A 2063-nucleotide genomic window follows, 5' to 3' on the forward strand; every position below is an offset into this window, starting at 1 on the left:
CGGCGAGAAGCTCCGGATACGCCACGGGCTGCGCGACGACCGCGGCCGGCCGGTGGCCACCCCGCCCGGCACGGCCGTCGTCAACGGCGGCCCCGAACTCGTCCGCGACGGCCGCACCCACGTCACGCCCACCGCGGACGGCATGGTCCAGCCCGGCAACCCGAGCTTCTACTACGGCTGGATGCACAAGCGGAATCCGCGCACCCTCGCGGGTGTCGACGCCGCGGGACGCACCGTCCTCGTCACCGCCGACGGCCGCGCCACCGACTCCCTCGGCCTCAGCATCCCCGAGAGCGCCGAGGTCGCCCGCGCCCTGGGCCTGCGCGACGCCGTGAACCTCGACGGCGGCGGCTCGACCACGATGGTCGTCGGCGGCGAGGTGGTCAACGACCCGTCCGACGCGGCGGGGGAGCGCCCCGTCGGCGACGCGCTGCTGATCCTGCCGAAGCGGCGCTGACGCCGCCACACTCCGAGACCCAGCACCGTCCGAACGTTCCACCCTCACCAAGGAGCCGCCGTGGTACCCGTTCTGACCGTGAGAAACCGCTTGCTACTCCTCTTCTCCGCCCTGCTCCTCACCTTCGTCCCCGCCGCCCCCTCGCTCGCCGCAGCGGCCCCGGAGGCGGCGCCGGGAGCCGCCGCGAAGGGCGGCGGCCCCCGGGGTGACGCGGAGGTCGTCGGCGTCACCCGGGTCGGCGAGCGCCTGGTCGACCTGTCGGTACGGTCCCCGGCCCTCGGCGGGCGCACCGTCCCCGTACGCCTGCTGACCCCCGACGGCTGGGACCCGGACGAGCCCGGCCAGAAGTGGCCCACCCTGTGGCTGCTGCACGGCTGCTGCGGCGACTACACCTCGTGGACGTCCGCGACCGACGTCGAGGACACCGACAGCCTGCGCGACGTCCTCGTCGTCATGCCCGAGGCCGGCTGGAACGGCTGGTACAGCAACTGGTGGAACTTCGGCAAGGGCGGCGACCCGGCGTGGGAGACCTTCCACACCGACGAGCTGCGCCGGCTGCTCGAAAGCGACTGGGGAGCAAGCTCCGACAGGGTGGTCGCGGGCCTGTCGATGGGCGGCCAGGGAGCGCTGATGTACGCGGCCAGGCACCGCGGCATGTTCAAGGCCGCCGCCGCCTACTCCGGCGCCGCGCACCCGCTGCTCAACGACGAGTCCGTCAACCGCATCATGGGCTTCTTCGGCGGCCAGGGCGACGACCCGCGCCGCGTCTGGGGCGACCCGGTCGACCAGCGCGCCATCTGGCAGGCCCACGACCCGTACTACCTGGCGAAGAAGCTGAAGTCGACGCCGGTCTACCTCTCCTGCGGCGACGGCACGGCGGGCCCCCTCGACCCGCCCGGCGCCACGGACGCGCTGGAGGCCGACTTCAACAGGCAGAACCAGGCGCTGGCCGCCGAGCTGAAGCGGGTCGGCGCCAAGAAGGTGATCACCAACCTCTACGGTCCGGGCACCCATCGCTGGGCGTACTGGGAGCGGGAGTTGCACGCCTCGCTGCCGATGCTGCTGGGCGCGCTGAAGGTGCGCTGACGGCAGGCCGCCTGGGCAACGGGCCGCTCACGGCGGCCCGTTGCCCAGCAGCACCACCGCGCCGTACGTGCCCGAGACCAGCGCCACCGAGCCGACCACCACCGCCGCCCGCCGCACGGGCCAGTGCGCCATGGGCGCCGCCAGGGGGAGCAGCAGCGGGAAGGCCGGGGTCATGAGGCGGGGGCGGGACCCGAAGTAGGCGGAGCCGACGAGGGAGAGGGCGACGACGGCACAGGCGTACGTGACCAGGGCGGGCGGCAGCCGCCGGCGGACACAGAGCCACAGGAGCAGGCCGACCAGCCCCAGCGCCGCGCACAGGGCGGCGCCGCCGAGAGGGGAGGGCCAGGGGCCGGTGAGGAGGCCCCCGATGAAGGCCGCGAGGGCGGCGCCGCCGTCGATGTGGTTGCCCCAGGCGGCCTGGACGCGGAAGTAGCCGAAGGGGCTGCGCTCGTGCACCCCGACCCAGGCCAGGTACGCGCACCAGCCCAGCGGGGCGAGGAGCAGCCCGGTGAGCAGGCGC

2 protein-coding genes and 1 pseudogene are annotated in these 2063 nt (G+C 74.5%); 2 read left to right on the top strand and 1 reads right to left on the bottom strand.

The features are described 5' to 3' along the window. The coding region (locus H5J30_RS29515; protein ID WP_181790379.1) for a phosphodiester glycosidase family protein at window positions 1-457 on the top strand (457 nt) is incomplete at its 5' end. A gap of 60 nt (window positions 458-517) precedes the next feature. Next, window positions 518-1543, top strand: a complete 1026-nt coding sequence (locus H5J30_RS29520; protein WP_181790381.1) for an alpha/beta hydrolase — start codon at window positions 518-520, stop codon at window positions 1541-1543. A gap of 27 nt (window positions 1544-1570) precedes the next feature. Here H5J30_RS29520 and H5J30_RS29525 read toward each other — a convergent pair. After that, window positions 1571-2063, bottom strand: a pseudogene (locus H5J30_RS29525) (hypothetical protein); the annotation flags it as partial.

This window comes from Streptomyces phytophilus, from assembly GCF_013870535.1.
GTDB classification, from domain to species: Bacteria; Actinomycetota; Actinomycetes; order Streptomycetales; family Streptomycetaceae; genus Streptomyces; species Streptomyces phytophilus.